The organism is Sulfurimonas aquatica, assembly GCF_017357825.1.
GTDB lineage: Bacteria > Campylobacterota > Campylobacteria > Campylobacterales > Sulfurimonadaceae > Sulfurimonas > Sulfurimonas aquatica.
The window spans coordinates 86,550-112,758 of the sequence record NZ_CP046072.1 but is presented as its reverse complement, the minus strand read 5'-3'; the positions used below and the strand labels follow the sequence as shown (position 1 = coordinate 112,758).

General features: G+C 36.3%; 19 protein-coding genes and 1 riboswitch. Of the genes, 8 read left to right on the top strand and 11 right to left on the bottom strand.

All coding sequences use genetic code 11. The features are described from left to right. Positions 1–10: 10 nt before the first annotated feature. The 9 genes from uca to GJV85_RS00435 all read right to left on the bottom strand — a co-directional run bounded on the left by uca (position 11) and on the right by GJV85_RS00435 (position 11,132). Positions 11–3,610, bottom strand: a complete 3,600-nt coding sequence (uca, locus tag GJV85_RS00475; protein WP_207561932.1) for an urea carboxylase — start codon at positions 3,608–3,610, stop codon at positions 11–13. 96 nt (positions 3,611–3,706) lie between these two features. Then, positions 3,707–4,489, bottom strand: coding sequence for an N-acyl homoserine lactonase family protein (locus GJV85_RS00470; RefSeq protein ID WP_207561931.1), 783 nt, complete (start codon positions 4,487–4,489; stop codon positions 3,707–3,709). A 10-nt stretch (positions 4,490–4,499) separates the two neighbouring features. Further along, on the bottom strand, positions 4,500–5,507 hold the full coding sequence (locus tag GJV85_RS00465; protein ID WP_207561930.1) for a fatty acid desaturase family protein: 1,008 nt from the start codon (positions 5,505–5,507) through the stop codon (positions 4,500–4,502). Positions 5,508–5,511: 4 nt separating this feature from the next. After that, on the bottom strand, positions 5,512–6,132 hold the full coding sequence (locus GJV85_RS00460; protein WP_207561929.1) for an urea amidolyase associated protein UAAP2: 621 nt from the start codon (positions 6,130–6,132) through the stop codon (positions 5,512–5,514). Between the two features lie 10 nt (positions 6,133–6,142). Next, positions 6,143–6,880 carry an urea amidolyase associated protein UAAP1 gene (locus tag GJV85_RS00455; protein ID WP_207561928.1) on the bottom strand — a complete coding sequence of 246 codons (738 nt, stop codon included), beginning with the start codon at positions 6,878–6,880 and terminating at the stop codon, positions 6,143–6,145. After that, positions 6,877–7,647 (bottom strand): ABC transporter ATP-binding protein, encoded by a 771-nt coding sequence (locus GJV85_RS00450; RefSeq protein WP_207561927.1) that lies wholly within the window; start codon positions 7,645–7,647, stop codon positions 6,877–6,879. The genes GJV85_RS00455 and GJV85_RS00450 overlap by 4 nt, the downstream gene beginning before the upstream one ends. Continuing rightward, entirely contained in the window at positions 7,644–8,468 is an 825-nt protein-coding gene (locus GJV85_RS00445; RefSeq protein ID WP_242689803.1) for an ABC transporter permease, read from the bottom strand. Before GJV85_RS00445 ends, GJV85_RS00450 begins: the two co-directional genes overlap by 4 nt. 9 nt (positions 8,469–8,477) lie before the next feature. After that, entirely contained in the window at positions 8,478–9,545 is a 1,068-nt protein-coding gene (locus tag GJV85_RS00440) for a putative urea ABC transporter substrate-binding protein (protein WP_207561926.1), read from the bottom strand. A gap of 47 nt (positions 9,546–9,592) precedes the next feature. Continuing rightward, positions 9,593–9,693: riboswitch (guanidine-I (ykkC/yxkD leader) on the bottom strand. 203 nt (positions 9,694–9,896) lie between these two features. Next, positions 9,897–11,132: a hypothetical protein gene (locus GJV85_RS00435; RefSeq protein WP_207561925.1), complete on the bottom strand. Its 1,236-nt coding sequence runs from the start codon at positions 11,130–11,132 to the stop codon at positions 9,897–9,899. Between the two features lie 299 nt (positions 11,133–11,431). Here GJV85_RS00435 and GJV85_RS00430 point away from each other — a divergent pair, with 299 nt between their 5' ends. From GJV85_RS00430 to GJV85_RS00400, 7 genes are all read left to right on the top strand, one after another. Then, positions 11,432–11,968: a hypothetical protein gene (locus tag GJV85_RS00430; protein ID WP_207561924.1), complete on the top strand. Its 537-nt coding sequence runs from the start codon at positions 11,432–11,434 to the stop codon at positions 11,966–11,968. A gap of 141 nt (positions 11,969–12,109) precedes the next feature. Continuing rightward, a complete protein-coding gene (locus GJV85_RS00425; RefSeq protein ID WP_207561923.1) occupies positions 12,110–13,006 on the top strand; it encodes a cation diffusion facilitator family transporter in 897 nt (298 codons plus the stop codon). A 17-nt stretch (positions 13,007–13,023) separates the two neighbouring features. Then, a complete protein-coding gene (locus GJV85_RS00420) occupies positions 13,024–15,060 on the top strand; it encodes a cation:proton antiporter (RefSeq protein ID WP_207561922.1) in 2,037 nt (678 codons plus the stop codon). Between the two features lie 32 nt (positions 15,061–15,092). After that, positions 15,093–15,230 carry a hypothetical protein gene (locus GJV85_RS00415; protein ID WP_207561921.1) on the top strand — a complete coding sequence of 46 codons (138 nt, stop codon included), beginning with the start codon at positions 15,093–15,095 and terminating at the stop codon, positions 15,228–15,230. A 29-nt stretch (positions 15,231–15,259) separates the two neighbouring features. Then, the gene (locus tag GJV85_RS00410; protein WP_207561920.1) at positions 15,260–16,621 is read left to right on the top strand and encodes a GGDEF domain-containing response regulator; all 1,362 of its coding nucleotides are present in this window, start codon (positions 15,260–15,262) and stop codon (positions 16,619–16,621) included. A gap of 102 nt (positions 16,622–16,723) precedes the next feature. Continuing rightward, entirely contained in the window at positions 16,724–18,733 is a 2,010-nt protein-coding gene (locus GJV85_RS00405) for an EAL domain-containing protein (protein WP_207561919.1), read from the top strand. 8 nt (positions 18,734–18,741) lie between these two features. Beyond that, positions 18,742–20,886 carry a PAS domain S-box protein gene (locus GJV85_RS00400; protein WP_207561918.1) on the top strand — a complete coding sequence of 715 codons (2,145 nt, stop codon included), beginning with the start codon at positions 18,742–18,744 and terminating at the stop codon, positions 20,884–20,886. A 4-nt stretch (positions 20,887–20,890) separates the two neighbouring features. Here the strand turns inward: GJV85_RS00400 and GJV85_RS00395 are convergent, their stop codons facing one another. Beyond that, positions 20,891–22,513, bottom strand: coding sequence for a diguanylate cyclase (locus GJV85_RS00395; RefSeq protein ID WP_207561917.1), 1,623 nt, complete (start codon positions 22,511–22,513; stop codon positions 20,891–20,893). 208 nt (positions 22,514–22,721) lie between these two features. Here GJV85_RS00395 and GJV85_RS00390 point away from each other — a divergent pair, with 208 nt between their 5' ends. Continuing rightward, on the top strand, positions 22,722–25,064 hold the full coding sequence (locus tag GJV85_RS00390; RefSeq protein ID WP_207561916.1) for an EAL domain-containing protein: 2,343 nt from the start codon (positions 22,722–22,724) through the stop codon (positions 25,062–25,064). A 14-nt stretch (positions 25,065–25,078) separates the two neighbouring features. Here GJV85_RS00390 and GJV85_RS00385 read toward each other — a convergent pair whose 3' ends face one another. Further along, positions 25,079–26,194, bottom strand: coding sequence for an HD domain-containing phosphohydrolase (locus GJV85_RS00385; protein ID WP_207561915.1), 1,116 nt, complete (start codon positions 26,192–26,194; stop codon positions 25,079–25,081). Positions 26,195–26,209: the final 15 nt, after the last annotated feature.

Genomic DNA, 26,209 nt, shown 5'->3' with positions numbered 1-26,209 from the left:
TATTATTCCTTTAAATAGGTTCAATGACAAAAAGCATCTTACCGGTTTGAATATTTTCGCCTTCAGAACATAAAACATGAGTTATTTTTCCATTTTCCGGGGCATCAATGTCTATTTCCATTTTCATTGATTCTGCAATAGCGAGTACATCACCCTCTGCTACAGTATCTCCTACTTTTGCCATAACTTTCCAAAGGCTTCCTTGGACTGGAGACTCAACAGCTTCAGCATTCTGTGCTAGTTCTATTTTCTCTTCATCTATTACTTGAATGTCACTATTTTCCATGTTGAAGTTTGCAAGTCCTGTTCTTTCCCACATTTGGCGTTCTTCTTCAAATGCATCTTGTTGAGTCTTTTTAAACTCATTTATTGACTCATTGTTAGTATCTAAAAAATCTTTATATTCTTTCAGTGAAAATGTAGTTTCTTCTGTTTTTAGTTTCATTCGACCACGAGGAAAATCTTCGCGCATCTGATGTAATTCATCAGCACTTACTTCATAGAATTTTATTTGATCAAAAAATCTTAGTAACCAAGGTTTTTCTTCTATAAAATCTTTTGTTTGCCTATGACGATTCCACATCTGAACTGTACGACCAACAAATTGGTAACCACCAGGGCCTTCCATACCATATACACACATATAAGCACCACCGATACCTACCGCATTTTCAGGTGTCCAGGTACGTGCTGGATTATACTTAGTTGTCACTAGCCGTTGTCTTGGGTCAAGTGGAGTTGCAACTGGTGCACCTAAGTAAACATCACCAAGGCCCATAACAAGGTAGTTAGCACCAAATACTATATCTTTTACCTCTTGTATTGAATCTAAACCATTTATACGACGAATAAACTCAATATTACTTGGACACCAAGGTGCATCAGGACGAACTGTCTTCATATACTTATCAATTGCAACTCGTGTTGATTCATCATCCCAAGATAGTGGCAGATGGACTATTCGAGCAGGAACTTCAATATCATCTACTAATGGTAAAGTAAGTTCTATCGTTTTCACTTTTTCCATTAACTCATCGCGTTTACATACTTTAGGATCGAAATGCAGTTGTAGAGAACGAATACCTGGTGTTACATCTATGATACCTTTAATATTAGCACTCTTAATCGCTTGCATTAGTACATGAACTCTAAAACGCAATGATATTTCTAGTTGCATCTCTCCATATTCTATTAGCAGATAACTATCACCAGACTGACGCATTACTACAGAAGGAAGGTCACCTTCTCCTTCATCACTATACAGAATAGGGCTCCCAATAGGTTTAGGTTCTAAGAAAACTTTCTCATCATAAGTCTCTAAATTTTCAAGAGCATCTTCTTGTGCTTGAAGCATCTCCATTGCAGTGTCATGTTCTAATGGAACAAAAGTAACTTTATCACCAGCTCTTAATTGACCTAATTTCCACAGTTCTGCAGTTACAATTGTTACAGGGCACACAAACCCACCTAAACTTGGACCATCTGGTCCTAAGATGACAGGCATGTCTCCAGTAAAATCTACCGCTCCAATAGCATAAGCATTGTCATGAATATTTGAAGGGTGTAGTCCAGCTTCGCCACCATCAGTTCTTGCCCATGCTGGCTTAGGACCTATAAGTCTTATCCCCGTACGGTTTGAGTTATAATGGATTTTCCAGTCAGTTGCAAAGAAAGTTTCTATATCTTCTTTTGTAAAAAAATCTGGTGCACCATGGGGGCCATATAGAACACCTATTTTCCATGATTTGGAGTACTCTTGATGTGGTACTATCATTTCAGATACGGCTTCACTCTCAATAAGGGTATCAAGATGTAAAACATCTCCCGTTAATAATGTACGACCTGCATGACCACCAAACTGTCCAAGTGTAAATGTAGAACGACTTCCAAGATACTTAGGTACATCAAATCCACCACGAACTGCTAAGTATGTTCTAAAACCTTCATCACTCACTTTTTTTAGTTTTAGTATACTCCCAGCTTTAATAGTAATTGCCTTATTCATTAATACTTCTTCTCCATCTAACGAGGCATCAATAGGAGCTCCACATAATGAGAAAACTGTATCAGAGTTGAATTTTAATGTAGGACCAGAAATAGCAATCTCTAATCCTGCTGCATCTTCACTATTTCCCACTATACGATTAGCATAACGAAAACTAAGCATATCAAAAGGACCAGAGGGAGGAACACCAATGTCCCAATATCCTAAACGCCCAGGATAGTCTTGAATAGCTGTCTGTGTCCCAGGTCTAAGAACATCAATACTTGTAATTGCATACTCAAATGTATTAAGAAATTTTGTTGTTTGTAAACCTTGTTCAAATACTTCTGACTTTACAATAGCTCCAAGGTAGCGAAGATTAGTTTCTATTCCATCAACTCTTGTTTCTTCAATAGCCTTATTCATCTTCACTAAAGCATTCTCTCTATTTTCAGCTTTTATAATCAGTTTTGCAATCATTGGATCATAAAATGCAGAGATTTCTAAACCAGTTTCGATAAAGGTATCACAACGAATATCATCAGCAAAACTTACATTTGTTAATGTTCCAGAACTTGGCTGGAAGTTTTTAGCAGGGTCTTCCGCATAGATACGCACTTCTATGGAATGTCCTTTTGGATTGTGCTCATAAGAATACAACTCAGGATTTGTTCCATAAGCTTGACGAACCATCCATTCAACTAAGTCAACACCAGATACCTCTTCGGTAATACCATGTTCTACTTGAAGACGAGTATTTACTTCAAGGAAATAAAACTCACTACTTGTTGTATCATAAACAAATTCTACAGTACCTGCTGAGAGGTAAGAAACAGATGACGTTAACTTCTTTGCTGCGCTATAAAGTGCTTCTCTTGTCTCATTACTAAGGTTTGGTGCTGGTGTTTCTTCTATGACTTTTTGATTACGTCTTTGAACAGAACAGTCTCTATCACCCAAAACACCAATGAAACCCTTGCCATCACCAAATATTTGTACCTCTATATGGCGGGCATGAGTAACATACTTTTCTAGAAACATACCACCATCTGAAAAGTTGTTTTCACTTAGGCGTTTTACTGAGTCGTAAGAATTACAAAGTTCTTCTTCGTTATAGCATAATTGCATTCCAATCCCACCACCACCTGCAGTACTTTTAAGCATTACCGGATAAACAATTCTTAAAGCTTCTTGTTTTGCTTCTTCTAAGTCTTTTAAGATTGAAGAACCAGGGAGTAGGGGAACATAGTTGTCTTCAGCCAACTCACGTGCTGTATGTTTGAGACCAAATTTTTTCATATGCTCTGTTGTCGGCCCTATAAAAACAATACCTGCTTCTATACATGAATCTACAAACTTAGCATTTTCACTTAAAAAACCATAACCAGGGTGAACCGCTTGGGCACCACTCTCTTTAGCAATTGCTAGAATTTTCTTATAATCAAGGTAACTCTCACTTGCAAGACCTTCTCCTATAAGATAGGCCTCGTCTGCTAAACTCACATGTAGTGAGTCAATGTCAGCTGTAGTATAAACGACAACTGATTGAATATTCATTTTCTTTAAAGTTTTGATAATACGACAAGCTATTTCTCCGCGGTTCGCAATTAATATTTTAGTAAACATTTGTTTTCCTTAGATAGTAAATTTTGTGGGCCGTCCCGGTTGATACATTTCACAAGCCGTCTTGTGAAAGGGAGAAGATATACTCTTTTCCAAGTGCTAAGAAAGAAACTGTGGAAAACAGTTTTTAGACTTAAAAAACTTCATATCGTGATTTGGCCATATTTGAGCGTTCTCTTTGTCTGCTATATCTTTAAGCTTACGAATACTCTGTATAGCCATCTGTTCATTCTCTTGCCAGCAAAGCCCTGGTGCTATCTCTTTTTCTATGTTTTCACTCAAGTCCGCCGCATCGCCTGCAAGTAAAATTGGCTTTCCTTTTGGAAGTTCGATGAGCATAGACATGTGCCCAGCTGTATGACCTGGTGTTTCAATAGCTCTTACACCATCAATGAGGCTGTACTCTTTTTCAAAAACTTTCCAGTTTATGGGACAGTCAAAATCCTCTGCAAAATAAGCCTCATCTTCTAGGTTTTTAGCACTCTCTAATTCAGCTTTATGAACATGTACATCAGCATGACACATTTCACATAATCCACCTGCATGGTCAAAATGAAGATGACCACAAAACACCACATCAATATCTTCTTTGAGTAAACCGAGCTCTGCCAGTCGATTTGGAAGTCTTTGTTCTTCACTCATAGTGGGTGCACCAAACTCAAAACCATCGTTTTCATAGAACTTCTTGCGTTTAACTTCATTTGCGATTTTGCTATAGTCACAGCCAACGTCATACAAAATCCGTCCATTTCTAGTCTCTATGAGATAAGCTAAAATAGGTGCTTCAATAATCACCCCTTTACCGTGTCCACGAGTTGAGAGTGTCTTCTCGTAACGATGAGTTCCCGTAAGTATGGGTGTAAATCTTTTTACTTGTGTCATCAAAAATCCTTTAGTGTGCCGTCAAAAACGAAACGCCATCCACTCCAATAAAATCTTTACCATGATGAACATTTGTATATGGTTCATCAGCATTTATGATGCGCGCCACTCGGTACGTGTGGTAACTTTTTAAAAGTTTTGAAAATGTTAGCACTCGCGTTTCATTCCCTTTATAAAGCTTGTCATGTAACTTAGGCAGAGCATACCAGGGTTGCATTTGTTGGTCATGGTGAACATTGTGATACGAGAAGTTGAGCACAAAAAGATTTAACCATGCAAAACGCTCCGAGATTAAGTTTGAGTAGGTGTTTGCAATCTCAAAAGCACCATCATACTTTTTCACCTCTTCGCCTCGCTCTTGGTCTAGTGTTTCATACAAGTCGTAAGTATGTTGGTGAACATCCATAAAACGCATAACAGTCAAAAAAATCATGTAAGCTATAGGATATAAAACAAGCACTTTTAGCGAGATAGAAGCTAAAAGTGTAAACATAGTTATACGAAGAGCTAAAACAAGTGCTACTCTTGAGCGAAGATGTTTACGATTGCTTTTTATAAATGGAAGCACAATCACCAAAGCATGCATCATGATTTCAAGTGCTGGTATGTAAAACCACTCTAGTGTTTGCAGTAGTTTTAGCGTTTTTGGATACTCGCTGAGTTTTTCTCTAAAATCAAAAGAGACGATGTCCGCTCTATCCATGTGATGGCGAACATGTTTTTTCTTAAGTGCTTTGTAGTCGCTATAAGAGTTTCCCGTTATCCATAAAAGAATTTCACCAAGTATTTGATTGTGGCGACTCTGTTTAAAAACAGACTCATGTGCACATTCATGAATAAAATATGCTGCTATAACCATAGAATGTGCCAAAAAAATCACACCTATAGCATTTATCCATAAATCATTGGCTAGTATTGCCATAAAACCAAATATGTATGTAAACAAGACATATGACCATGCTAATACATTAGGCATCAATGCATCATTATGTCTAAATAATTTTATAATTTTAGTCATAATTTTAGTCCTCCCAGATAATCATCTGTACAGGAGTTGGATTAAAAGCATTACATGGATTGTTAAGTTGTGGACAATTTGAAACCAAAACTAATGTATCCATTTCTGCTTTCATATCGACATATGCACCTGGCTTAGATATACCATCAACTATAATAAGATGACCATCTTCTTCCACTGGAACATTCATGAAAAAGTTTATGTTATTTGTTAAATCTCTAGGGTCCATTTCTAACTCACCTATCTCATAGAGATAATTATCACGACAACTATGCATGTATTTTCTATCAAGTGCATACCTAACTGTGTTACTCTCAGCACTACAGTGTCCACCAAGTGTGTCGTGATTACCGCAAGTATCTGCCACCACTTCCATCATTACATTATCATCAGTAGAGATAAGTTTTGTTCCAGTCGAAACAAAGATACTTCCTTGTTCTCTTACTGTATCATTTGCAGAGTAGCGTTCTTCATGATCATTTGCATTGTAAAAAAGCGTATCAACTGCTTGACATCCTTCAAGGTCAACTATACGAAGAGTTTGCCCTTTTTTTACAACATAGCTCCAAGGAACACCTGCTGCGATCTTTTCATTATAAATTTCATTTTCAATATTTTGGCTCATTATTTTTTCCTTAGGCAAAGTAGCGGTCATTATTTATAAATGCACGCTGTGATTGTGGACTGAAATGTCTACAAAGGTCATCTTCTGTTACGGGGGACCCTTTATAAAGTGTAAGTTGAACATCACTAGGATTGTAGTCACCTTTTTCCATAACATGAGGCGTATTTGATAGCACAAGTAGTACGTTCATTTCAGCACGTAAGTCAATATAACTCTCTGGTTCAGCACGTTTAGAAGAAAGTTCTAGTTTATTTCCATCAACGACATCTACTCTTCTAAAAAAGTTAATCGCTTGAACCATATCGCGTTTACCCATTCCATACTTTCCAAGTTCAACTAAAAAGTTTTCACGATCACTTTTATGGTAACGATTTCGTAAATCTTCATAAGTACCATTACCAAAATTCTCTTTTAAAATACGTGGATTGCTGATTCCAGTAATTGCATCAAAAAGACCACCCGTAGTGTCATCAGTTATAGAAAAAAGTATACGACCTAGTTCTGAGTATAGAGATTGTCCTTTAGTGAAAAAAGCATTATGTTGTACTTTTACAGTATCTGCAGAGTTAAATCGTTCTGCCTTATTATCTGCATTGTAAAACATTGCTGAAAGAGATGCCAAACCATCTTTACTGCTAATACGTATTTTATCGCCACGACGAATTATTTTTGACCACCTAGCACCACCAGGAAGTGTCTCTTCTAAGAGTATATTTTCAGGTTTAATTTTTGTATGTTCTATTATCATTTGTTTCCTTCTTTTAGAGATTTATTAATTTTTGTCATTATCATTCCTTCACTACCAACAGGAATGTCATAAGTAATTTGTGCTCCAAATCTGTTAGGTGCTTGTGAGTCATTTCTCACCTTGTCAAATACTAGAAGACGACTTCCAAGGTAAAAACTCTCATGTAAATCATGTGTAACCATAACAACAGTTAAGTTGTGTTTCTTCCATAAATCTAATATAAGTGCATGCATATCAGCACGTATACCAGGGTCAAGAGCTCCAAACGGCTCATCTAGTAATAATATCTTTGGTTTATTTACTAAAGATTGTGCAATTGATAAACGCTGTTGCATACCACCGGAGAGTTCAGTAGGATACTTATGCAGAGACTCTGCGAGTCCAACAGCATTAAGCATCTTTATTGCAGCCTCTTTCGCTTTTTGGCGTTTTAATCCAAAAAGATGTCCAAAAAACTTCGACTCTTTAAGCTCGATAGAGAGCAGAACATTTCCAAGTACTGTTAAGTTTTCAAATACAGAGTAACGTTGAAATACAATTCCTCTTTCTAAACTTGGCTCTTGCGGAAAAGGCTTACCCTCAAGTAGAAAAGTTCCTCTTGTTGGTGTCTCTTGTCCTAGTAGCATCTTCAAAAAAGTTGTTTTTCCACAGCCTGAAGGTCCAACAAGTGTACAAAACTCTCCCTCTTGAATGTTAAGAGAGATTTTTTCTAAAACAACATTATCTCCATACTCTTTCCAAAGGTTTTTAATAGTAATTAAACTCATGTATTTTCCTTTGCACCACTATACCAAGGGAAAAGTTTGTAAGTAATTTTCTTTAAGAAATAGTCAAACAAAAATGCTAAGATAGTTATCCATGCTACATAAGGTAAAATGACATCCATAGACATATAGCGACGTACTAAAAATATTCTATATCCTAAACCTTCGGTTGCAGCAATTGCTTCTGCAGATATCAAAAATATCCAAGCTGTACCTAGTGTTAGACGTACTGAGTCAAGTAATCTTGGCATAATTTGTGGCAGTATTACTCGAACTACAATAGTCCAAGTAGAACCCCCTAAAGTTTGTGCTTTAATAATCTGTTCAGCGGGTATCTCAGATACACGTTGCTGAAGGTCTCGAACTATTAAAGGTGTAACACCAATAACAATCAGAGCTACTTTTGCGAGTTCTCCCATTCCAAAGACTATAAAAAGTATAGGAAGTACCGCGATAGGAGGAATCATTGAAAAAGCGGCCACAAAAGGTGAAAAACCAGCTCTTACAAAGGGAATAAATCCTAATGGAATTCCTATAAGCATTGCCAATATAGCACTTATGAGAATACCTAGTCCAAGACGTTGAAGTGAAGCAGAAGTATCATTTATAAATAAAATTTCACCTGTTCGTTTACTTGGTGTTAGAGCCATTCTATCGATAGCTTTTGAGAAACTAGTAAGGGATGGCAATAACTTGTCATGTGGATTTTCCATTAGACGTATATCTGATGCAATGATATAGAAAATACCCACTATCAAAAATGGTAGAAGTCCTAAAAAGAATTTTGTCGCTTTTGACGGGCGTAAGTTCATTAATCGTTTCATAGTGATATCTTATAATTTCCCATCAGCAGACATTTTCACATAAGTATCAATGAAACGGAGTTTGATATTTTTTGTATCTCCAAAAGTTTTTCCATTTGGAAATTCCATACCAATAAACTCTGCATTTGGAGCACCTTCACCTAAAATACCGTGATCAAATGAGAATTCACTCACTTTCTTCATTGTGTTTGGGAGTTCATTACTTAGAGAAAATTCAACTGCTTCACTTGCGTCATAAAACATCTTTGTAGAATTAAGTTGACCTTTAAAGCCTGCAAGATCAGTACCAGATGCTTCTGCCATAAATGTTAAAGCTTCCTTGTCACCTTTTTTCATTAGTGCCATAACTTCAAACCATGCACCAGTTAAAGCTTTTGCAAACTTGGGGTTATCTTTTAATGTATCTGTATTTACAACAAGCATATCGATGATTTCACCAGGGATTGCACTTGAATCAAATACTAGGTTTGCATCTTTCATTGACATAATTTCACTGAGTTGAGGATTCCATGGTGTTAATGCTGTTACTTCACTTGATGTATAAGCAGCAACCATATCTGCATCTGATGTATTTACAACAGTAATATCTTTTTCGCTAAGACCAACAGTCTCTAAACCACGAGCAAGAAGATAATGAGAAACTGAAAGCTCAACAAGGTTTACATTTTGACCTTTTATATCAGAAAGTTTATTTGTACCTTTAAGAACAATACCGTCATTTCCATTTGAAAAATCACCCATAATTAGTGCAGTAGAGTCAACACCACTTGCAGCAGGGATAGTTAGTGCATCCATATTTGTCATTAAACAACCATCAAATTTACCGGCAGTATACTGATTGATTGATTCTATATAGTCGTTAACTTGAACTAAATCTATTTCTATGTCATATTTTTTAGCCCATTTATCTACGATTCCTTTTTGCTGAGCATAATCCCAAGGCATAAAACCTACATAAATCGTCCATGATACTTGAAATTTGTCTTTGACCTCAGCCATAAGTAATGATGAGCCAAGTGTGCTAACTAAAGCTGTGGCAACTAATAATTTTGATGTTGATGTAAAAAAAGATTTCATAAAAAACTCCTGAATAGATTTAAGGTAAACACACCAAGAGGTAGATAACCTCCCGGGCTTTTATCCCTCCGTGTAACCTCTATTCAAAAGGTTGACAACTCTCGGACCAGACATGAAATATTTCATCGGAACCCTAGTTGTCTATTAGTTGCAGTGAGGTTTTCAACCTCATGATATGTTTTCTGAAATAATTATAACATGCAGAATAAATATTTTATACAATTAGTTGATTAAATAATATACAACCGTATGAAATAGATAATTTTGTTTTAGAAAAGTGTGGTATTAATATTCATAAATGAGGTATAAAGAGTTACCCCTTTAAGAAAAGGGGTAATGTAGTTTTATAGATTAGTAGTTATAAGTCAAGTATACTTGGAATGAAGTTAAATCTTCCATGTAATTTGGACCTTTTACAGCATCTGTATCAAACATATCATACATAAGTGCAATAGAGGTGTCTATAGGACCAAAAGATTTACTTGCGGTGAAAGTAATTTCATCTACTTTATCAGTTGTAGTACTTGTTGCTGGTTTAATCTCTGCACTGTATAGTCCAAGAAATAAATCTACATCAGCAACTGAACCTTCAGCTGAAAGAGTCATAGTATTTGCACCTGTAACACTTGCTGTTTGGAACCACCACCAGAATTCTGTATAAAGTGCTGATGCTGTACCAGAATATTGACCATCAGTGGCAATATTATATACTCCTCCACGATCACCCTTATCACCTACTGATGAATAAGCAGCAGTTATTGTTGCAATATCTGGGATAGCATAACCTAGTTTTACAGCAAATGCAGTATCACTATCCGTTCCACCATCACTATTAATAGTAGTATATTGAGCACCAGCGATGATACCTTCATAATCTACATCAGCTTGTAACCAAAAAGCGTCCAACGTATTTGGAAGATTGTAGTACCATGCTTGTGCCGTTAACGGCTTCACAGAGTTATTAGTTGCACCAACAATAAAGGCACCATCAGATCCTAATTTACTAAATGCACCACCAGAAGCCATAACGTTAGCATCTGCTGTTCCACCAGATCCATAACCATTTGACTGTCCAACAAACATACCTGTTAATGTTGTATCTGGAATATCTTCATTTGTAATTGTAATCGCTTCAAAAGTATTATAATCCATACTCCATGTTTCGGTAAATACAAGTGGAGTATCTAGTGTCATACGACCTATGGTACCGGTTGTATTACCAATTTTACCTTCAATCCATGCTTCTGAAATCCATTCTGTTGTCTTAAGTGTACCACTTTCGCTTGAGTGTGCACTTGACCAACCCCCAACAACTATATCATTTTCCAGACCTAGAGTTGTTATGAGTTGAGCCTTAACCCCAGCCTTCACATTTTCCATAAGATCAGCCGTAACACCTAAACTAACTCCAAAGTCTGCATATGACGCATCTTTTTCAAAAAGACCTGAATCTGCACCGCTAAACCATCCCGCATCTTGTGTTCCATAAAAAAGTTTAGCGTCTCCACCTACTTTTACATTTTCTACCGCATATACATTAGCACTTACTAAAAGTGCGGCTACTGTACTTATTTTTAATAATTTCATTCTTCTTCCTAATTATATTTTATAAAACATGGTAATAGAAATGTTTACAAGTTGTAGATCTAAGGAGAGTATAAACTATATTCCATGTTTTGTGAGGAGATTGTAATATATTATGATTTTAAAATATACTTATAATTGATTAAATTTTATACAATTATTGATATATTTTTTCTACACTATAATTCTTCGCTTGTATTATATGTTTGATCAAGTCGCTGTAAAACCATTTTATTTCTTAAAGCTCCTTTCATTCTCCTTAATACAAACAAAAATGTGGATACTCATACTATAGAGTTGTTATGAACAACCTCAACTTTAAAACAACAAATGACACTATAGAGACTGATGCAACATCAACAAACCCTCTCTACACAGTAGGAACTCTTTATGAGACCAAAAGTAACTTTGCATATTCAAGCGAGATTAGTACAACTCTGATTCCTCAACATGCTGATGAAACACTTACAATCAATGGAGTAGATCAGCAGCAAGGGGTTACTGAGCAGCGTTCTATGTCTGTAACAGCTCAAATTGGATACTGGTATGAGGGGTATTACTTAAATGATTCATCACTTCATCTGAACTTTAGAGCTATTGCAGGTATGCCTATATGGGACCATACGGAAAACACAGACTCAGATACAATTTTTGAGGGACGTGGAGGTTATAACGCTGATTTAGTTTTAAGCATAGGCTACACTCAACTTTTTGGTAATGAACTAGGTGTGATGCTAGGTTATTCTAAAATAATTAGAAATAAAATGTCTTCTAATTCAGTAACGGTTCCATCCGGAGAGATTACAAATACATACCTTGGTGCATACTTGGCGTTTTAAGCAGTAAAGTAAAGAGCTTATTTTTGTTCTTTACTTGCATGGAAGTTTATCCTCTCTTTTTTACACTTACACATTAGTAATCTTACACAAACTCATGTTATCATATAAGATATCTTTTATATACCCTTCAAAGGAAGCAGTATGTCGGCAGATCATCACCATCATGATGTAAGTGGAAAAAATCTTTTTATAACCATCATCCTCAATGTTATTATCACCCTTGCACAAGTAGTTGGGGGAGTGCTTTCTGGCTCATTAGCACTACTGAGTGATGCACTTCATAACTTTAGTGATGTTATAGCGTTAGTAGTTGCTTATGGCGCAAATCGTCTGGCTGCAAAACCAAGCGATACCGATAAAACTTTTGGGTACAAACGTGCTGAGATTCTCGCAACTCTTTTTAATGCCTCCGTTCTTATAGGTATAGGTATTTTTCTTATTTTTGAGTCATTTCACAAGTTTTACAACCCTGAGGTTGTTGATTCTATCTGGGTTATTGCACTTGGTATTTTGAGTATTATTTTAAATGCCATTAGCGTTCTTTTAGTTAAAGATGATGCCCATGAAAACATGAATATCAGAGCAGCCTATCTTCATCTTCTCACTGATGTTATGACCTCTGTAGCGGTAGTTGTTGGCGGAGTACTAATGTACTACTATCAACTCTACTGGGTTGACCCTATCGTCTCACTCATCATCGCAACTTACCTCATCTGGGCTTCAGTGGGTTTAGTTAAAGACTCTAGCGCCATTTTGATGCAGTTTACTCCAAAAGATGTAGATTTAGAAGAGATACTTGGTCTCATACTTCAGCAAGAGGAGATAAACAATGCCCATCATCTTCACCTATGGCAACTAGATGAGCATAGAATCCATCTTGAAGCACATCTTGATTTTAATAACAACCTATCACTTGAGGAGTCTCAAAAAATCATAGATATACTTGAAGATAGGCTCTCTAACTCTTTTGGTATAACACACACTACTTTTCAATGTGAATATAATAGATGCCAAACAACTGAAATAATTAAACAATAATTAAAGGGAACAATTCTATGCACAGTAACGGTCTCATCATACTACTCTTTGTCGTCATCTCGCTTCTGATAGGCTCGCTCATAAAAATCATTATGAAGCGGAGTCCCATTCCTTACACTATTATGCTTCTGCTTGTTGGTATAGCCTTAGGTGGAGCGAATGAAGCTGGTCTATTGAATGAATACTCTAATATTGGCACTATGTTTTATGAAATTTCTCACATTGAGCCCCATCTAATTCTTTTTCTTTTTTTACCTACACTTATATTTGAATCCGCCTATACCATGGAGTCGCATCTATTTTTTAGGACTCTTCCTCAAATCGCCCTTTTAGCCATAGTGGGGCTCATCATATCTATGCTTTTATCTGCACTGAGCATTCACTATCTACTCTCCTGGGGTCTTGGTGTTTCGCTACTCTTTGGAGCACTTATAAGCGCAACTGACCCTGTTGCAGTTGTAGCACTTCTAAAAGAGAAGAGTTCTCGTAAACGCCTCGAGACTCTCATAGAGGGGGAATCTCTACTTAATGATGGAACCGCCATAGTCTTTTTCTCTCTTTTTTATGGATTTGCCCTTGGTCAAACAACCGAGGTCAGTGCCTTTAGTCTTGTTGTAGAGTTTATCTGGGTCGTCTGCGCTGGACTTCTTACCGGCTTAGGCATAGGATGGATAACTCTTTGGATAATGGGAAAAATACTCAATCAACCTCTCATAGAGATAACGCTCTCAATCGTAGCGGCTTATGTCTCCTACTTCATTGCCGAATCTTTACATGTCTCAGGAGTTGTAGCCCTTGTCTCACTGGCATTGATGTTCTCTACCATTGGAAAAACGCGAATATCTCCTGAAAACTCTCACTTCTTACATCAGTTTTGGGAGATGATGACCTATATTGCAAACACGCTTATCTTCTTGATAGTTGGAATTATCATCATCAGCTATGCAACCTTTGACTCTTTAGAGCTTTGGATTACACTTGCTCTGCTTTATATATTGCTTACCCTCATACGGGCTATTTCAGTTTTTTCTTTGATGCCTATACTCTCTCGCATTGGCACAGGCATAACAAAGAGCAAGGCTTCTGTTGTTGTTTGGGGAGGACTTCGTGGTGCTGTCTCACTCTCACTTGCTCTATCTATCGCTCAAGACGTAAATATCCAAGCGGAGCTTAGAGAGCAGATTCTATTTTTAACTGCTGGCATAGTTTTTTTGACTATGCTTATAAATGGCTCGACTATGGAGTGGTTACTTCATCTACTAAAACTAGACCGTCTCCCCTCGGCAAAGGAGGCTTCCGTCTTAAAAGCACAGAGTGAGATAGACAAGAGAATGAGGGAGTATTTAAGAACACTCATCCATAATCCTTTTTTTGATAAAGTCCAACTCACTACACTCGTAAATAGAGTTGAAGAGGAGAGTTTTGAAAAAGAGTTCAGTGAAAAACTAACCAACAAAGAGCAAGAGGTAGCGTTTATGCGTCGACTTTTGGAGATAGAAAGAAGTGACTACTGGAGACAGTATGAAGAGGGCTACATCGGTCGCCAAGCTGCAGCTACTCTCTCTAGGTCTGTTGAATCAGCACTAGACAATGACCCACTCATAGCACCAAGAGTTTACTTAAACGCAAGCCTTAGTGTTCCCACTCCTCCAAAATGGATACACTCTCTACCTCTTATGGGTAGCTCCATGAAAGAGTGGCTCATATCGAGGCTCTCTTTAAACTATGACATTGCTAGAGGTTTTGTTGAGGCACAAGATGAGATGCTCAAACATATTGACACACTTAAGCCAAATGAGAAAAGTGCCAAACATGCGAGAGAACTTATAGAGCAAAACCGTTCAAAAGCCTTGGCATTTACAAGAGTTGTCTGTAAAGAGCATCCTGAACTCATTACTATTTTACAAAAAAACTCAGCACAGCGTCTGCTTATAAACCATGAGCGTTCTCTAGTTTGGGAGATGGAGCATGATGGTGTTTTAGAGATAGCCGAAGCGCAACATCTTATTGAAAATGTTGATGAAGAACTACTCAATATGAGAAAAAACAGCTAAAATAATAAAAAGAAAATTTAAAAGGTCTACAGATGAATTATTACCATTTTGATAACACACCCATAGAAGAAGAGATAGATGACAAACCTTATGACTACTTAAATGAAGAACCCCTAGAAGAAGAGCAAGAGTTTGAGTATGAAGAGGAAGAAGATACTTATTGTGATTAAAAATTATTATAAATATATAAAGAGCAACCATGCCTAAAGAACTTTCCAAGAGCCAGTCAACTCAGCCCAATCATGATGAGCAAGTTAAAATATTCTCCGATCACTGCTATGAGGTAAAACATGTCTTAGTTATAGAAGACTCATCAACCCTATCTCAATTTATGCAAAAAAGTATTCAAGAAAAATTTTCAATCATTTGTGATGTAGCAGCAACAGAACAAGAGGCGAGAGAACTCATTCAAAGTAAAAAGTATGATTTACTATTTGTCGATATATACCTGCCAGATAGTAGTGGAAACTTTATAGGATGGCTTATTCGTAGAAAAGAGAGGCTCTTCATCATTACCTCTTCAGAGAATGATAAAGAGCGTGAAAAACTTATCAAACTCCCTATCGTTGACTATATGTATAAAAGTGATAAAGATACTGTAATAAAATATATCAACAATACACTTTCGCGTTTAATGGCAAACAGAACATCCCTTGCTCTTATTTGCGATGACTCCTCTATCTCAAGAAGAGTACTCTCAGATATGCTAAAAACTCAAAACATCCCCTATGCTCAGTTTGCAAATGGCAAAGAGGCACATGAGTCTATTGTCGAGCACAACATAAATGCAGATATCTTAATAAGTGATTTTGAGATGCCCCTGATGAACGGTCTTGACCTTACTCGTCTTCTGCGTTTAAAATATGATAAGTTTGAACTACCTATCTTGATACTCTCAGGGTCTTCAAATCCTGCCCTTATAGCAAATATCCTGAAATTTGGAGCAAATGATTACATTTTTAAAGAGTTTTCAATGGAAGAGCTTCTAACACGGATGAATACTCTGCTTGATCACTCAAGACTTTTTAAAGAGAATACTCTCTTATTACAAAAGCTTGAATCAGCTGCTATGACAGACTGCTTAACAACTATGTATAATAGAAACTATTTTCATGCAAACGTAACACATGTAGTTGCAAGTGCTAAACGCGAGAACCAACCCTACTCTATCTTACTTTTTGACATTGACTACTTTAAAAAAGTAAATGATACCTATGGTCATGATGCAGGTGATACTGTCTTGCAGATAATAGCCCAAGAGATTCTCTCCAACTCAAGAGAAGCCGATATCGCTTGTAGATGGGGAGGAGAAGAGTTCTTAATCTTAGCCCCACACTGCTCTTTAGCCGATGCTGTTATAAAGGCTGAAAATATCCGAAAAAACATAGAATCTCTCTCCATAAAACTAAACGAAACTACGTCCATAAAAATCACGACTTCAATAGGTGTATCCTCAGGCATAGAGACTTCAGCTGAAGATCTTATAAAAACTGCTGATAGCTATCTTTACATAGCCAAAGAAAGAGGAAGAAACTGCGTAATCTCATCAGAAAATGATTAGAATCTCTTTCATATTATAAAATAAAGTTATACCTCAGGAGTTTTATACTAACATGTATTAATAAATTTGAGATCTTAATATTATATATAAAGAGAAGATAAAATGATAGATATAAGCTTAGTACTTGTTGAAGATGATCCAGAGTTACGCGAACGACTCTCCCGTATACTCTCAAGAAAAATCAGTGTTGTAAACTCCTTTGAAAATGCATCAAACGCTCTCGAAGAGCTTACAAAGATTAATCCTGACATTATCATCTCCGATATCAAGATGCCTGAGATGAATGGCCTAGAGATGATAAATATCGTCCGAAAAATTTATCCAAAGATACCTGTCATAATCACCTCAGCATTTAGTGAAACTGACTACTTTCTCAAAGCAATCAACCTCAAAATAGAACACTTTCTTATCAAACCCATTGATGTTGATAAACTACTTGAGATGATTAAGGATATAGCTTCTCACATCAAAGTAGAACAACTTTTAAAAGAGAAAGAGACTCTGCTCAAGCAGTACAAACATATTGTTGACTTAAGTAACAACATTACCATAACTGATCCACGTGGTATTATTAAATATGCTAACGAAAAGTTCATTCAACTCAGCGGTTACTCCCAAGAGGAGTTGATTGGAAGTTCACATAACATTGTTCGTCATCCAAATATTCCCAAGGAGTTCTTTAAAGCACTATGGACAAAAATAGAGTCCAAACAGGTGTGGCAAGGAATAATGAAAAACCGTAAAAAAGATGGAACTGTTTTTTATGTAGAGACGACCATAGCACCGGTGCTAAACACAGATGGAGAGATTCTCGAATATATTTCTATAAAAGTGGATATTTCAGACATTATAATGCAGCGTGAACAACTTAAAGAGCAGCTCATAACTGACCGTCTCACAGGCCTACCTAACCGTATCAGTTTGCATCAGTCTCTTGCGAATAAAGAAGAGTTCACACTTATGCTCGTAAATATTGACCGTTTTAAAGAGATCAACTTTTTATTTGGTCTTCATTTTGGTGATGCAGCACTCATCTACATGGCAAATATGCTCAAAGAACTTACAGATGATAGTTATGGAAAAGTCTATCGTATAGGATCAGATGAATATGTAATTTGTAAACCAAAAAACAGTCTTGAGCAACTCAAAAGCTTTGCTTATGCTCTTAAAAAACATATAAAGAAGAATCCTTTTGAGTATGAGGGTATAAACTTTGAGATTGATTTTAGTTGTGGGATTGTTCTCTCTATGCCAGGTATGACCAATTATGTCGAGTGTGCCGATACAGCCATGAGAGCTGCACGTGAGCACCATCAACTCTTTGAAGTTTATGATTTTCAAATCGAAAAACAAAAAGAGTATGAAGAGAATTTTAAATGGACGAGTAAGATTAAAGAGGCACTTGCACAAAAGCGTATCACTATCTACTATCAGCCCATCATAAACGCCAAAGAGAAAAGCATAAAAAAATATGAGTGTTTAGTCCGTCTCATTGAGCCAGATGGTACAGTAGTCTCACCTTTTTACTTTCTTCATGTCGCTAAACGCTCAAGTCTCTACCGAGAGATTACCCGTACCGTCATCACTCTTGCATGTGAAACCTTTTGTGCTCGCAGCGAGACCTTCTCCATAAACCTCTCTATCGAAGATTTAATGGATGAAGAGACTTTAGAGTTTTTAATAGAAAAGGTAAATAAATATAATCTTCAAGATCGTATCATCGTCGAGGTTTTAGAATCAGAAGGAATAGATAACTTCAACTTAATACGAGATGTTTTTAGGTATCTCAAAAAGCATGGAATCAAAATCTCTATTGATGATTTTGGTAGTGGATATTCAAACTTTTCTTATCTCATCAACCTCGATATGGATCAACTCAAAATCGATGGCTCTTTAATAAAAGAGATAGCTAAAGACAATAGCTCTCGCGTTTTAGTCCACTCAATACTCCTCTTTGCTCATGAACTTGGGATAAAGTGTGTGGGAGAATTTGTCTCAGACAAATCCATCTACGATGCTGCTCTAGCCTTAGGAGTAGATTTTCTACAAGGCTATTATCTAAGTGAGCCACTAGAGAAGCCAATGCCTACAGGTACACTGCTCGATTTATAAGGATACTTATGTATAAGAATTTTAAATTACTTATTTTTGGAATTATAGGTTCGATTATCATCATGGTTGGTGTAATTTGGCTTATCAACAGCGACCTGAGTGAACAAAATCATGACAAGATGCATAGTAAATACAAATTGACTGCAGATAAGTTTAAAAGTTTTCAAAATAATCGAGAACTCTTTATAAAGATGCTAGCAGAGCATCCTGATGTTACAGAGTTTTTGAGCCACACATCCGCAGAGTCTCGAGCACCTGTTCAAAGTCTTCTCTTTCACACTGCAAAAACTAACCAAAACATCATGCAGCTAAGACTTCTCTCTCTTGATGGAATGGAACTTATAAGAGTCGATAGAACTTCAGATAATACTCTGCATCAAATCCAAGGAAAAAAACTTCAAAACAAATCAAAAAGAGACTATTTTATCCACTTTAACTCTCTATCTGAGAATCAAATAGGCTACTCTGAACTTGATTTAAATGTTGAACATGGAAAAGTAGAGTTGCCATGGAAACCTACACTTCGCATAGGTATGCCAGTGTTTGAAGATGCAAAAAAAATTGGAATAGTAATCATAAACTTTTCCATGAGTGCATTTCTAAAGGATGCAGCAAACCTTGTAGAAACACAGCTCACACTTATAGACTCTCAGGGTTACTATATTCTTCACCCAGATTCACAAAAAAACTGGTCGCGTTACCGTAATCCACCTTTTAAAGATGGTAAATTTTACCAGCTGTTAAAAGCTCAAGAGACTCCTGCTCCATTTTATCTAGACAATAGCAACGCTTACCCTATCACTCTTTTTAATCAAGAGAAAATGTTAGCTGTTTTTTCGCCAAAAACCTCTCCAACTGAGGATTTTATATACAAAGCACTTGAGTTCTCTCTAGCACAACTTCTCGCACTCTTAATGATTCTAATTCCCGCTATTTTAATCATAAAAAGGATGATTGCAAAGCTTAAGGTAGAACAAATCAAATTAAATGAAAAAAACACTTTTCTGGATAGTGTGCTTGAAAACTCCTTTGATGCGCTCATTATAACTGATGGAAAAGCCATCATCAAAAGAGTCAACAAAGCTGCAAATATCCTTTTTTCATATAAAGATAAAGAGCTAATAGGTAAGAATATCAAGCTCTTAATCCCTCAACCTGAGCATGACCTACATGATGAGCACGTACGTAACTATCACAACCAAGAAAGTAAGGTTATCGGGGTAGAGAGAAAGCTTGAAGCAGTTGATAAAAACGGAAACTTAGTCCCAATAACTCTCGCTGTCATGCCTATTAAAATAAATAATGAGCTTTTCTTTATTGGGACTATTAGGGATCTTTCTCAGATTGTCGAGCTTAAGGCGCAGCATAAAGAACAAGAAAATATGATGCACCAGGCTAAGCTAGCATCCATGGGTGAGATGATTAGTGCCATCTCTCACCAGTGGAGACAACCTCTTAACTCCATAGGACTCATTGCTCAAGAGTTGTACTATATCCACGAAGATGGTGACCTTGATCTTGAAACTATGAAAAAGAGTAGAGAAGATATCATGACACAACTTAAGTATATGTCGCAGACTATAGATGATTTCAGACATTTTTTCTCAAAAGAAAAAGAGTTAAATACTTTTAACGCCATAGAGCTTGTTAGAGAGTTAGAGCGTCTCTATGCGCCTCAACTCAAAGCAAACTCTCTTGAGATAGGTATACTCTGTCCTCAAGCCGAAAATGAGAGTTGTCCATACCCAAGCCACCAAGATTATCCACACTATGAGATAACAGGCTACCCTAGTGAACTACAGCACGTGCTTCTTAACCTCCTCTCAAATGCTAAAGATGCTATCCTAAACTTAGAGCAACCCAGCAAAGAACAGCATCAAATTATCATCGCTATTATACTTGAAGATGAGACTATAGTTTTTGAGCTTCGCGACCTTGCAGGAGGGATAGATGAAGTGACGCTCACGCGTCTTTTTGAGCCTTACTTTACAACTAAAGAGATGGGAACGGGACTTGGTCTTCATATAGCAAAAACAATTACAGAACAGTTTTTTAAAGGCACGTTAGAGTATCGCGATAATATTCAGGAGTCATATAAAGGAAGTAAATTTAGATTAGAAATTCCAAAACTAGTTTTAGAAAACAGAGCTTAGCTTTTTAGCCAACGACTCTGTTTCTACCTCTCTCTTTTGCCAAGTAGAGTGCGTTATCAGCACGTTCTACAAAGCTAGATTCAGTATCGTCTAGCTTTAATTCAGCGATTCCTAAAGAGACTGTTTTAGTTCCAATGACGGAAAAGGTATGTGATTCTATGGCTAATCGAATCTTTTGAGCTCTTATTCTAGCACCTTCAATATCGGTCTTAGTAAGGATGATTAAAAACTCTTCACCTCCCCAGCGTCCTACAGTATCGGTTTCGCGTTTATTTAGCATAAGTATTTCACTCACCTCTTTTAGTACCTGGTCTCCAACAAGATGACCAAAATTATCATTAACTCTTTTAAAATAATCTATATCTACTAATATTATCGATAAACTAGAACCATATCGTATAAATTTTGACATTTCATATTTTAAGATATCATCTAATTTTAATCTATTGACCAATCCTGTTAGATGATCGGTAATTGAGAGCTTTTCAACTAACTTCTTATCAGTTACATCCTGCCCCATAGCCGTATAACCTATTTTTTCTCCATGAGGATCAATTATAGATGTTATAGAAGTCTCTATCCAGTATGTTGAGCCATCTTTGGCTAAATTTTTAATCTCTCCATCCCATCTTTGAGTATTTTTTATTGCTTGCCATAATGACTCATAAAAAGCCTTCTCTACTTCAGGGTGCCTTAGCATCTGATAACCCTGCCCTATAAGCTCCTCTTTTGAATATTGACTTATGCGGCAAAAAGCCTTAGAAACGGAGGTAATGATTCCATTTACATCTGTTGAAGAGCAGATAATGTTATCATCGATAAGCGCTAAATAATCTTCTCTCTCTTTTTCAAGCCGTTTTGCCTCTTCAATAGTATTGATGAGTTTTGTCACATCTTCACGCAGTGATATAAATTCAGTAATCTCATTTTTTGTATTTAAGATTGGAGCTATAGTCGTATCGACATAATAACTTTCGCCATTTTTTGCACGGTTTTTTATTATGCCTTGCCATATCTGTTTGTTTAAGATAGTTTCCCATATCTCTTTAAAAAAAATTCCAGGCATCTCAGGATGGTGGACTATACTGTGAGGTTTTCCAATAAGTTCCTCTTTAGTGTATCCGCTTAACTGTGAGAACTTGTCATTTACATAGGTAATGTTTCCATCAATATCTGCTTTTGAAATTAAACTACTAACATCAACAATTCTTTTGTACTCAGCAAGTAACTTCTCCTGTGCATGCAATTTTTCATTAAGTCTCATATTCTCTACGATTCGATCTAGTTCAAATATTAGTTCCTCAACATCTATGGGTTTAACAAGAAAGTTTGTTACCTTAAGTTTAATCGCTTTTTGGAAGTGTGTGGCATCAGTAAACGCAGAAGAGATTATAATTGGAAGATTTTTTTTGGTTTTTCTAATCTCTTCAATCATCTCTAACCCACTCATCTGTGGCATTCTGATGTCTGTTATTATAAGGTCAGGGTTTATAGCATCAAGTTTTTCAAGCACCTCTACTGGACTTGAAAATAGAAATAGCTTAGTAATTTTTCGAGAAAGCATCCGTCCAAGAAGTTTACGCAACTCATCATCATCTTCAACAAGAATCAATGTAATATCTAACATAAGAGCCTCTCTTGTATTAGTTTTTCATACCTATATATTATAACGTATATTAATACTGTATTTAATAATTTAAGCTCTCACTCCTATATTTCATCAATAAGTTATTTAATAAATATATTTCAATTATTATGATAAAATCATTGAAATGACTGAAAAATTAATAATTTTAATGTTTAATGTAGTTTTCTACTTTATCTAAAGGAATCATATGCCAATAGAAACGATTTTATTAATTGATGATAGCAAAGTTGTACAATCCTATTTTAATCAACTAATAAATCCACTCGACTTTAAATTACTCATAGCTAATAATGCAAAAGAAGCTAGGGAGATAATCGACAATCAAAAAAGCGTCAATATAGCTATAGTAGACTTGACTCTCCCAGATTCTATAGAGGGGGAGATGGTTGAGTATACTCTTTCTCATCAAATACCTACAATAGTCCTTACCGCCTCACATAGTGAAGAACTACGAAAAAAAATGCTTAGTAAAAACATCATTGATTATATGCTAAAAGATAGTAAGGATGATTTTGCAAAAGTGGTTGGACTCATCAAACAGATAGAAGAAAACCGTAATACTAAAATACTTATAGTGGATGATTCTCAAACATATATAATGCACTTAAGAGAGTTGCTAAAACGCCATCAATTCACTGTAGTAGAAGCACAGCATGGCAAAGAAGCCCTCATAGAGTTAGAAAAAAATCCTGATATCAAAATGGTCTTAACTGATTATGAAATGCCTGTTATGGATGGTCTAAAACTTATTAAACAGATTCGCAGAAAACATACAAGATACAATCTTCCCATCATGGTTCTCTCTGCACATGGAGATGGATACAAGGTCTCCGACTGTCTTAGAGCAGGCGCGAATGATTATCTTCACAAGCCTTACCAATCTGAAGAGTTTTTTAGTCGCGTTTATATGAACTTGCTCAATAGTGAAAATATGCATAACATACAAGAACAACAAGCTCATCTACAGCAGTACAAAAACGTAATAGACCAAACAAACATAGTCTCTAAAACGGATCCCAAGGGTATAATCACCTATGTAAATGATATGTTTTGTGAGATATCTGGCTATACAAAAGAAGAGCTTGTTGGAGCCACTCACAGAGTCGTTAGGCACCCTGACACTCCATTAGAGACTTTCAGCTCTTTATGGGAGACAATAACGGATAAAAAAGTGTGGCAAGGAGTCATCAAAAATCGTAAGAAAGATGGAACGTTTTATCTTGTAAACACAACCATCATGCCCATACTCGACGCAAAAGAAAATATACTTGAGTATATCTCAATAAGAAAAGACATTACAGAGCTTATTGAGAAGAATAGAATCATTGAAAAGCAGTATACAGACACCTTAACAAAACTCCCTAACCGCCAAAAACTGATATCAGAGTTAGAGCCCATGAGCTCTGCTGTTCTTGTGATTATAAATATTGACTCATTTAATGAAATCAACGGTTTCTACGGTTATGATATCGCCGATAAACTACTTATAGAGGTAGCAAATAAGATAAAAAGTTTTATAGAGCAGACTCATAGACTTTATAAGCTCCCCGTAGACGAGTATGCGCTCTTAGGCCAGCATATTAATGAGGTTGAAGAGAAGATGTATGTAGAGGATTTACTTAAACATCTCAGCGAGAGCTTTATGATTGATGATCATGAGATATATATTCATTTTTCCGTAGGTATATATATAGGAGATAATGATCATTTAGTCAATGCGGACATTGCCCTCCAGCAAGCAAAAATCTTAAAAAAAGATATCTGCTCCTATGAAGATTTCCCAGATATAAACAGCGCTCATCATAACAACTTGAAATGGTCAAAAAAACTACATCATGCTATTGAAGAGGACAGGATTAAGGCCTTTTTTCAGCCTATAATAAATAACGAAAATGAGCAGATAGAGAAATATGAGGCGCTCGTGAGGATGATAGATGAGGAAAACAACGTTATATCGCCTTATTTCTTTTTAGAGATTGCAAAGAAGACCAAACTCTATGAAAAGTTGACAAAGATAGTCTTTAATCAAACGCTAGAGATGGCAAAAAAAATAAAAATACCTTTTTCGGTTAACCTAACCGTCTCTGATTTACAAAACAGCAAGCTAATGCAGTACATGAGTGATGAGATACAAGTAGCCGATGCTAGTAAGTACATTGTCTTTGAACTTGTCGAATCGGAAGCTTTAGAGTCTCAAGAACTGCTTTCGTCTTTAGAGTATTTAAAAGAGTCTGGAATAAAAATATCCATTGATGATTTTGGAACAGGTTATTCAAATTTTGACTATCTTATAAAGCTAAAAGCAAACTACATTAAGATTGATGGATCTATTGTAAAAAATGTACTTAATGATTCAAACTCGGAACTCATGATAAAAACAATCGTAAACGTAGCCAAAGAGCTTGGCGCGAAAACCATAGCTGAGTTTGTTGAGAGTGAGGAAATTTTCAACAAGGTAAAAGAGCTAGGTGTTGACTACTCTCAAGGCTACTACTTTAGTCAGCCTTTGAGAAATATTTTACAGAACTAAACTTGAGTACTATCTTATTCTTTGAAGCGGATTTGAACCTCTTCGATATCAGTAATATTTTTTACTAGCGCATTAACGCAATCTTTATCAAGCGTTACATCTGCTAGTTTGATTAATGTTTCAATCGCTTCTTCATTGCTCCAAGCTTCTTTATAACATCTCTTACTTGTCAAAGCGTCAAATACGTCGGCAACGGCGATAATGCGTGCTTCAAGAGGAATTTCATTGCCTTTGATTCCCTTAGGGTATCCTGAGCCATCTACGGCTTCATGATGATGCATAGCAATGTTATGCAGTACGTCTACATGCTCAAAACTGCTAAGTCCAAAGTTCTGTAAAAGGTCAGAAACCATTTCACTTCCTATACTAGCATGTGTTTGCATTACAGCCATTTCATCAGAGTTTAAAGCGGCTGGCTTTAAGAGTATGCTATCGGGAATTCCTATTTTTCCGATATCATGCAGGGGAGCAAACATAAATATGTGCTCTATGTAGTTATCATCGAGATCGTATTTATCTGCCAACTCTTTAGCTATTATCCTGCTATAGTGAGACATTCTATCAAGGTGTTTGCCTGTCTCTGGATCCCTAATATGAGAAAGGTTCCCTGTTGTTTTTATAGCTGCGTTCATGGTCTCTATTGCGCCAAACTCGTTGACTACATAAAGTGAGATAATATGTGCATAAAGATCTAGTTCATTAAGTACCTCCTCATTAAACACATCTTTTTTATCCGCGTTAAAAAACAAAAAACCTACAAATTGGCCCTCGTTATATATTGGAAGAGTATAGCTAGCTCTGTAGCCTTGAGCATTTATCTTTTTGGTATGCTCATGCGTTATCTCTTCAAGTTCAAGCAAGTCGTTTATAACGCGAGGCTTAGCACTTTTAAGGATGCTTTTTAGAGAAGGAGCATTATCGAGTAAGGATTGGTAGTGCTCTAGTGGGTTCTCTTCTGCACTACTATGTAAAAAAGTCTTTAAAACTTTTGTTTTATGATCATAAACTGCTACTGCTATACGCACCACAAAAGGGAACCTGTCACTTAGCGAGTGATGAATATTTATTAACTTTTCTTGCAGAGAACTCTTTTTTGTGAGTCCATTCAACATATCTCTATGTTCAAGCATTTATATATCCTCAAG